This is a genomic window from Erwinia sp. PME.40.26/001 (assembly GCF_055556675.1).
Window position 1 is genome coordinate 1 of record NZ_JBVHNP010000141.1, and the last position, 275, is coordinate 275.

The following is a 275-nucleotide window of genomic DNA, read 5'->3' on the forward strand; positions in this document are numbered from 1 at the left end:
GTCGGCGCACGTCGTCCAGCGCTCGAGCAGGGCATCGACCTCGTCGGCATCCGTCATCGTCCGCCCGTCGCCGATGTACTGACGCACCTCGGGCCGGCGGTACAGGTCGAACAGGAACGCGCGGTCGTCGGCGGAGCGCGTCCACTCGCGCAGCACGAGACGCTCGGTCGCGAGGTGCGTCCGCCGCATCGGGAGGTGCGGAATGCCGTCCTCGGCGAACGGCTCCCCCGACACGACGAACCCGAACCGGCCGTACCAGTCCGCGAGCTGCGCCT

General features: G+C 71.6%; 1 protein-coding gene. It reads right to left on the reverse strand.

The features are described from left to right. A partial coding sequence (locus ACZ3HG_RS23570) for a GNAT family N-acetyltransferase (RefSeq protein ID WP_465334778.1) occupies positions 1 to 275 on the reverse strand: 275 nt, incomplete at both ends.